General features: G+C 62.9%; 6 protein-coding genes and 1 pseudogene. 1 reads left to right on the top strand and 6 read right to left on the bottom strand.

Annotated elements, in window-relative coordinates:
• The 6 genes from JaAD80_RS21770 to JaAD80_RS21795 all read right to left on the bottom strand — a co-directional run.
• Positions 1 to 504: TolB family protein (locus JaAD80_RS21770; protein WP_374755264.1), on the bottom strand; the 504-nt coding region annotated here is incomplete at its 3' end.
• Between the two features lie 66 nt (positions 505 to 570).
• Positions 571 to 2,043, bottom strand: coding sequence for an amino acid permease (locus tag JaAD80_RS21775; protein ID WP_102297349.1), 1,473 nt, complete (start codon positions 2,041 to 2,043; stop codon positions 571 to 573).
• Positions 2,044 to 2,459: 416 nt separating this feature from the next.
• Complete coding sequence (locus JaAD80_RS21780) at positions 2,460 to 3,890, bottom strand: amino acid permease (protein WP_102297352.1); 1,431 nt, start codon at positions 3,888 to 3,890, stop codon at positions 2,460 to 2,462.
• Between the two features lie 129 nt (positions 3,891 to 4,019).
• Positions 4,020 to 4,478 (bottom strand): RidA family protein, encoded by a 459-nt coding sequence (locus JaAD80_RS21785; protein ID WP_102297355.1) that lies wholly within the window; start codon positions 4,476 to 4,478, stop codon positions 4,020 to 4,022.
• Positions 4,479 to 4,697: 219 nt separating this feature from the next.
• Entirely contained in the window at positions 4,698 to 6,317 is a 1,620-nt protein-coding gene (locus JaAD80_RS21790; RefSeq protein ID WP_102297358.1) for an ABC-F family ATP-binding cassette domain-containing protein, read from the bottom strand.
• A gap of 159 nt (positions 6,318 to 6,476) precedes the next feature.
• Complete coding sequence (locus tag JaAD80_RS21795; RefSeq protein WP_102297360.1) at positions 6,477 to 7,589, bottom strand: NADH:flavin oxidoreductase/NADH oxidase; 1,113 nt, start codon at positions 7,587 to 7,589, stop codon at positions 6,477 to 6,479.
• Positions 7,590 to 7,752: 163 nt separating this feature from the next.
• Between JaAD80_RS21795 and JaAD80_RS21800 the strand changes: the two are divergent.
• Positions 7,753 to 7,972, top strand: a pseudogene (locus JaAD80_RS21800) (hypothetical protein); the annotation flags it as partial.

A 7,972-nucleotide genomic window follows, 5' to 3' on the forward strand; every position in this document is an offset into this window, starting at 1 on the left:
GCGCGCGCCCGCTTCCACGGCGCCGGCCAGCTTGCGCGCACCCACCGTGGCCAGCAGGGCCAGCTGTCTGCCATCGGGCGACCAGCGCGCCGTGCTGGCCACGCCTTTCAAGCTGAGCACGGCCTGCGGCTGCGGCTGGCCAATGACGGCCCGGTACAAGGTAGCCTGGCCAGCCTTGGCATCGTAGGCGATGAACGCCAGTTGGCGGCCATCGGGGGACCAGCTGGGCTTGTCGTAGGAACACACGGCGCAAGGATCGATGTGCTGCGCGATGGCGCCATTGGCCGCATCGCGCACGACGATGACCGCATGCGGGCGCTGCGGCTGCTCGCCCGCCTTGCTCGATTCGATGGCGGCGATGCGCTGGCCATCGGCCGACAAGGCCACGGCGCGGTAATCGCGCAAGGCCAGCTCAGTTGCAGGAGCGGGAGCAGCCTGTGCCGTAGCGCCAAGCAGGAGGCTTGCCAGCAAGCCATATCCAGTCAGGTCAGTTATTTTCATCATGTAAATTCCGGTTAAGAATAAAAAAACCGCCGGCAAGCGCGGCGGTTTTGAATGGATGAACGACGATCACTTCGCCTTCTTGCCCAGATGCGAATGGCGCATGCTGTACAGGAAGTAAATCGCCACCGTCACCGCCATCCAGATGCTGAATACGACAAAGGTCGTATGCGGCAAGTCGCGCATGATGTACAGGCAGGCAAACACGCTCATGCCGGGAATCACGTACGGGCCGAACGGCACGCTGAAGCCTTCGATGCGGTTGGCGCCCTGCTTGTGGCGCAGCACGGGCACGGCAATGGACACCACCATGAAGGCCGTCAGGGTACCGATGCTGACCATGTCCCACAGGTAAGTCGCATCGACCGTGCCGGCCACCAGCGCCACCACCAGGCAGACGATGATGGTATTGCTGACTGGCACCAGGGTGCGTGGATGGATTTTCTGGAACGATTTCGGGATCAGGCCGTCGCGGCTGACGGCGAACAGGATGCGCGTCTGGCCGTAGATCGTCACCAGGGTCACGCTGAAGACGGAAATGACGGCGCCGGCCGACAGGATCAATGCGGGCCAGGTCTTGCCCGTGACGTTTTGCAGGATCACCGCCAGGCCCGCTTCCTGGCCTTCAAACAGCTTGGCTTGCTGTGCACCGAGGGCGGCCACGGCCACCAGCAAATAAAACACGGTGACGATCAGCAAGCCGTACAGGATGCCGCGCGGCACGTTGCGCTTGGGATCTTTCACTTCATCGCCCGCCGTGGCCACCGTATCGAGGCCGATGAAGGAGAAGAAGACGGTGCCGGCGGCGGCCGTCACGCCCGTCATGCCGGCAAAGCCCTTGCTATTGTCGCTATTGAAGAAAGGCACGAAGTTGTCGGCATTGAAGCCCGAGAAGGCAATGGCGATGAAGAACACGAGGATGGACAGCTTGATGACGACCATGATGGCATTCATTAGCGCCGATTCCTTGGCGCCGCGCAGCAGCAAAAAGCCGCACATGCAGATCAGCAGGATGGGCGGCAAATTGATGTGGCCGGCGCGAAATTCCATGCCATGCGGGCCGGAAACGATCATCGGCGTGCGCAGCATCTCGGGAATATGCCAGCCAAACGCATTTTCCAGGAAGTTGTTCAGGTAGGACGACCAGCCGATGGCCACGGCGCTGCCGGCCAGCCCGTATTCCAGCAGCAGGCAGGCAGCCATGATGAAGGCGAGAAATTCGCCCACGGTGGCATAGGCAAACGAGTACGAGGAGCCGGAGGCGGGAATGCGGAACGACAACTCCGCATAGCACAGCGCCGTCAGGCCGGCCGTGATGGCGGCGATCAGGAAGGACAGGATAACTGCCGGGCCCGCCTTGGGAACGGCTTCCACCATGGTAAAGAAGATGCCCGTGCCGACGGTGGCGCCGACGCCGATCATGGTAAGGGAAAACAGGCCGATGGACCGGCTCAAGCCACTGCTGCTGAGGCCTTCACCATACTCGACCGTGGTATCGATCGGCTTGGTGCGGCAAATTTTCTGGACCAGGGTTTGGCTCACTAAACTTCCTTTATGAGGCATGCATTTAACACCTGGCAAAACCTGCTGCGCATCGCGATGCGCGGCCTGCACTGCTCACTGTGCATTCGCACAGCTGCGCTTCTTGGCCACAACGCTTCACGCTCGCTACGGTTTTGTCAGGTGTTGTTAGGAACATGACGGGTAAAAACACATAAAAATGGCGCCCCGGCCCTACCTGGCAAAAAACCGGAAAGATCGCGTCCATTTTCAAAACTAAGCGATTATAGGGCTTTCATCGGCCCAGCCAAACAGAACTTTGATGCAAGGAAACAACGCCAGGCGTGCGCCAGGAAAACGGCACCAGTGCTGGCGAAAGTAGAAATTGCTTCTATGAAATAAAAAGCGCGCCGCTGCTGGAGCAGGGGCGCGCTGTGGATTAGTTCAGATCAAGGGCATTATTTCTTGCCGCGTGGGGCATCGGCCGGTGGCCATCCCGCTTCGTAGCCTTGCGGCACGTCGTCGCGGCGCTCTTTCGGCGCCAGGCCCAGCACGTAATACAGCACCGTCAGCAGGATCAGCCAGGCCGGCCCCACCATCAGGGCGATGCGCGTATCGGGGAAATACGCCATCAGGCCGATCACCAGCGCCAGGAAGGCCAGCGAAATCCAGGAACCATACGGCGCGAACGGCATGCGGAAGGCCAGGTTCTTGATTTCCAGCGGCGTCAAGGTCTTGCGGAACTGGATCTGCGTGACCAGGATCACGCCCCAGGTCCAGACGGCGCCGAAGGTGGAGATCGACGTGACCCAGATAAACACTTTTTCCGGCACCAGGTAGTTCAGCAGCACGCCCAGCAGCAAGGCAAACACCGACACCAGGATGGCGCGGCGCGGCACGCCGCTGGCCGTGGTTTCCGCAAACGCCTTCGGCGCCTGGCCTTGCAGCGCCAGGTTGTACAGCATGCGGCCCGTGCTGAAGATGCCGCCATTGCACGACGACAAGGCCGCCGTCAGCACGACAAAGTTGATGATGCCGGCCGCCGTCTTGATGCCCAGGCGTTCGAAGGTCATGACGAAGGGACTGCCGGTGGTGCCGATTTCATTCCATGGATAGATCGACAGGATGACGAACAGTGCGCCGACATAGAAAATCAGGATGCGCCAGAACACGGAATTGATGGCGTCCGGAATCGACTTCTTCGGGTTCGCCGCTTCGCCGGCCGTCAGGCCGATCATTTCCACGCCCAGGTAGGCAAACATCACCATCTGCAGTGACATCAGCACGCCCTGCGCGCCATTCGGGAAGAAGCCGCCATGCGTCCACAGGTTCGAAATGCCGATGGCCACGCCGTCGTTGCCGAAACCGAAGATGATCATGCCGGCGCCGCCGATGATCATCAGGATGATGGTGACGACCTTGATCAGGGCAAACCAGAACTCGAACTCGCCGTAGGCTTTCACGGCCAGCAGGTTGATGGCGCCCATGGAACCGAGGGCAGCGAGGGCCCAGATCCAGCGCGGCGTGTCGGGGAACCAGATACCCATGTAGATGGCGACGGCGGTAATTTCCGCCACGCAGGTGACCAGCCACAGGAACCAGTAATTCCAGCCCGTCAGATAGCCTTGCAATGGGCCAAGGTAATCCTGGGCATAGCGGCTGAAGGAGCCGGCGACAGGATTGTGCACGGCCATTTCACCCAGCGCGCGCATGATCATGAAGATCACCGCGCCACCGATAATATACGACAGCATGATGCCGGGACCGGCCATCTTGATCGCGTTGCCCGAACCCAGGAAGAGGCCGACGCCAATCGCGGCGCCCAGCGCCATCAGGCGGATCTGCCGCTCGCCCAGGCCGCGGTGCAAGCCTTGTTCACTCGTTTTCATTACGTGTCTCCGTTTTTTCTTGAATACAGCTCTCCCTCCACCCCAATGGCGGTTCCGCTCTTGCTGGAAAGGAGGAAAGGGCTGGCCGGCGGATGTGCGCCGGCATGCTCATGTGGTCAGGCTACTGCGTCAGGCCAGTTCGGCGATCAGTTCGATCTCGACGCAAGCGCCCAGCGGGATCTGCGCCACGCCGAAAGCGGAGCGCGCGTGCTTGCCGCTGTCGCCGAAGACTTCAACGAACAGTTCCGATGCACCGTTGGTGACCAGGTGCTGTTCCGTGAATGTGGAGGTGGAATTGACCAGGCTCATGACCTTGACGATGCGCTTGACCTTGTTCAAGTCGCCGCCGCACGCGTCTTGCAGGGTGGCGATCAGCTCGATGGCGATGCCGCGCGCGGCCACTTTGCCTTCTTCCGTGGTGACGTCCTTGCCCAGCTGGCCAACCCAGACCTTGCCATCCTTCTTGGCCAGGTGGCCGGACAGGAAGACGGTGTTGCCCGTGCGGGCGTGCATGACGTAAGCGGCAGCGGGCGCGGCAACGACTGGCAATTCGATGTTGAGGGCCTTGAGTTTTTCGTAAAACGACATGCTATTTCTCCAAGAAAACAATATAAACGAAACCGAAATTCATCAGCAGCAGGGCAAGGAAAACGTCGCCTCGGCTGCGCGGTCATGGACCGCCAACAGTGCCAGATTAAACGTCATCATATTGGTGAACCAGCAGTTTTAGTTCACAAATAGGCCCGGTTATTCAGTGGATTATACCGACAATCAAACAAAATTCAGCATCGATTCATGAAGCATGCTCTACAGGCATGAAGCGTGACTTTTTTCACTTGATTGTCTCTTATGCAATGTCAAGCCCTCTGGGTCAAGGTTTATCGCCTGCAAAAACGCCTGATCGTGCGATACCACAAGTAGCGCGCCCGCGTATTGCCCCAGCATCTGCTCCAGCGCCTGCAGGCTGGCCACGTCCAGGTGATTGTCGGGCTCGTCCAGCAGCAGCAATTGCGGCGGTGCCTGCGCGTACAGCTCGGCTGCCAGCGCCACCTTCATGCGCTCGCCGCCGCTAAGCAAGCGGCTGGGCACGGTGGCGCGCGCACCGGCAATGCCCAGCAGCGCCAGCCGCGTGCGCAGCTCGCCTTCCGGCAAGACGCTGTTGCGTGCCTGCAAGCGCTGCACGGCGCTCAGCTCGCCGTCGCGCGTCCCCGCGTGCTGGTCCAGCCACGCCACCGTGGCATGGCAGCGCACATCGCCACTGGCCGCCGCCAGCTGGCCGGCGATCACGCGCAGCAGGGTCGACTTGCCGCTGCCATTGTCACCCGTCACGGCCAGGCGGCGCGGGCCGCTCAAGATCAGGTTTACTGGCTGCGCCTGGCCATACGGCAAGACCAGGTCACGCAATTCCAGGATCAGCTTGCCATTCGGCACGGCACTGTCGGGCGCCAGCAGCAGGCGTTCCACCTCGGGCGCGCAGCGGGCGCTGGCCTCGCTCACCTTTTGCTGGCGCGCCTGCTGCGCCTCTTGCGCGCGCAGGCGCAGCTTGCCCTGGCTATCCTGGCTGCTCTCCTTGCGGGCATCGAGCAAGAGCTTGCTTTGATTGCCTTCGCGTCCATCACGTTCGCCGCGCGCCACGCGCTTTTGCTGGCGCTCCATCTGCTGCTGCGCCTCGCGCTGTCCGCGTCTGGCACCCGCCTTTTCCGCCTGCAGGGCCGCCGCGAATCCGGCCTGTTCCAGCGCGCGCTGCTGCGCGTACGCGGCATAGTTGCCGCCATAGCTGCGCAAGCCCTGTGACGACAGTTCAACGATGTCATCGACGTGTTGCAGCAAGCCACGATCATGGCTGACCAGCAGCAAGCCACCCGGCCAGCGCGCCATCTGCGCCACCAGGCGTGCACGCTGCTGCGCATCGAGATGGTTGCTCGGTTCATCGAGCACCAGCCAGTCCGCCTGCGACAGCCAGGCACCCTGCAGGGCGATGCGCTGACGCTCGCCTCCGCTCAGGCTGGCCGTTGGCGTGCCGGCATCCACGTGGCGCAAATCAATGGCGTCGAGCGCCTGGCGCAAACGGGCATGGGCATCCCAGCGCTCGCCCACCAGCGCATAATCGGCGTCATCGATGCTGCCTGCCGCGATGCGCTCCAGCGCGGCCAGCAAGGGCGCCATGCCGGCGAGCGCGGCCACGCTGGGATAGCGCTCGGGCTCCAGTTCCTGCGCCACATAATGCAGGCTGCCATCGCGGCGCACGGCGCCGCTCGACGGCATGAGCTGGCCCGCCAGCAGGCGCGCCAGTACGCTCTTGCCCGCGCCGTTATCGCCGACGATGCCGATACGCCGTGGGGCAAAACTAAATTGCAAATCGGAAAACAGGGCGCGGCCATCGGGCAGCACAAAGGAAAGACGGTCGAGTTGTAGTAATGCGGGCATGGATACTCCTTGTACGTGCAGACAGGGCTGGCGAACCCGCGCGGCGCAACGTGGCGCTGGCGGGAAGGGCGAGGCCGTGCACAGCACGGCAGTATCAATGGCGCATGTCGAAGCGTCCTGGAGAAATGGGAAAGAAGCGTCAGTGTAGCAGAACCGGCCTCAGCGCTGTCCCAGTGCCGTGTCGCCGAACAAATTCTTGTATTCGCGCGGCTGCGAGCGCCAGTACTGTGGCGGCGCCTGCACTTGCGCGCCCAGCTCGGCCGCCGCATGCCATGGCCAGCGCGGATCGAACAGGATGGCGCGCGCCAGCGCCACCATGTCGGACTGGCCGTCAGCGATGATGCTTTCCGCCTGCCGCGCTTGCGTGATCAGACCGACGCTGATGGTGGGCAAGCCGCTGTCACGCTTGATGCGCTCGGCAAACGCCACCTGGTAGCCGGGACCCACGGGAATCTGCTGCTGCGGCGAGATGCCGCCGCTGGAAACATGGATGAAGTCGGCGCCCAGCTGCTTGAGTTCCTGCGCGAAGCGCACGCTTTGCTCGATTTCCCAGCCGCCCTCAACCCAGTCGGTGGCGGAAATGCGCACGCCCACGGCCACGCTGGCGGGCACGGCGGCGCGCACGGCTTCAACCACTTCGAGCGGAAAGCGCATGCGGTTTTCCAGGCTGCCGCCATACGCATCCGTGCGCTGGTTGGCCAGCGGCGACAGGAACTGGTGCAGCAAATAGCCATGCGCCGCGTGCAGTTCGATGCCGTCGATACCGAGCGCATGCACGCGCTGGGCGGCCGCGACAAAGGCGCCCTTCACTTGCAGCAAACCCATCTCGTCAAGGGCGATCGGCACGGTTTCACCGGGTGCATGGGCGATGGCGGACGGCGCCACCGTTTGCCAGCCGCCTTCGGCCAGGTGCACGCAGGAACCACCTTCCCACGGCGCGCGGCTCGACGCCTTGCGTCCCGCGTGGCCCAGCTGCACCACCAGCGGAATCGGCGCGTGGCGGCGGATCGCCTGCACCACCTTGGACAGCGCAGCTTGATTCGCATCCGACCACAGGCCCAGGTCCGCGGCCGAGATGCGTCCCTCGGGCGAGACGGCCGTCGCTTCCGTCATCAGCAAGCCGGCGCCGGACAGGGCCAGGTGCCCCAGGTGGATCATGTGCCAGTCGGTGGCGTTGCCGTTGTCTGCCGAGTACTGGCACATGGGGGCGATGGCGATGCGGTTGGCCACCTGCAGGGGCCCCAGTGCATACGGCGTGAATAACTGGCTCATGGCGGACTTTCGGAAAAGGGAAGCACCGATTCTACTGTGCTTTGCAAAGCGCGGCTTACACCTGCTTACGTTTGATACAGCGCAAGGCCTAGCCTTGGACAAGCGCGGCCGCTACTCTGGACACATCAACAACAGCGCAACACTTTGCCCCCCAGGAGAACACATGAACACGACGACTACCGCCAGCCGCATCCACCCCTTGATGGCCGGCGCCGCCATTTCCGTCACCGTCCTGTGCCTGGTGGGCGCGGCATCGATCGCCGGCATCCTGCCCAATTCGCGGGCGAACGTGCCCGCTGCAGCGGCCGTACCTGCCGACGTGGCGGCCCTGACGCCAGCGAGCGCAGCGGCCCTGGCGGCGCCTGTCGCCGCGCCGCTGGCTG

This window comes from Janthinobacterium sp. AD80, from assembly GCF_002878455.1.
In the GTDB taxonomy this organism is placed as follows: domain Bacteria; phylum Pseudomonadota; class Gammaproteobacteria; order Burkholderiales; family Burkholderiaceae_D; genus Janthinobacterium.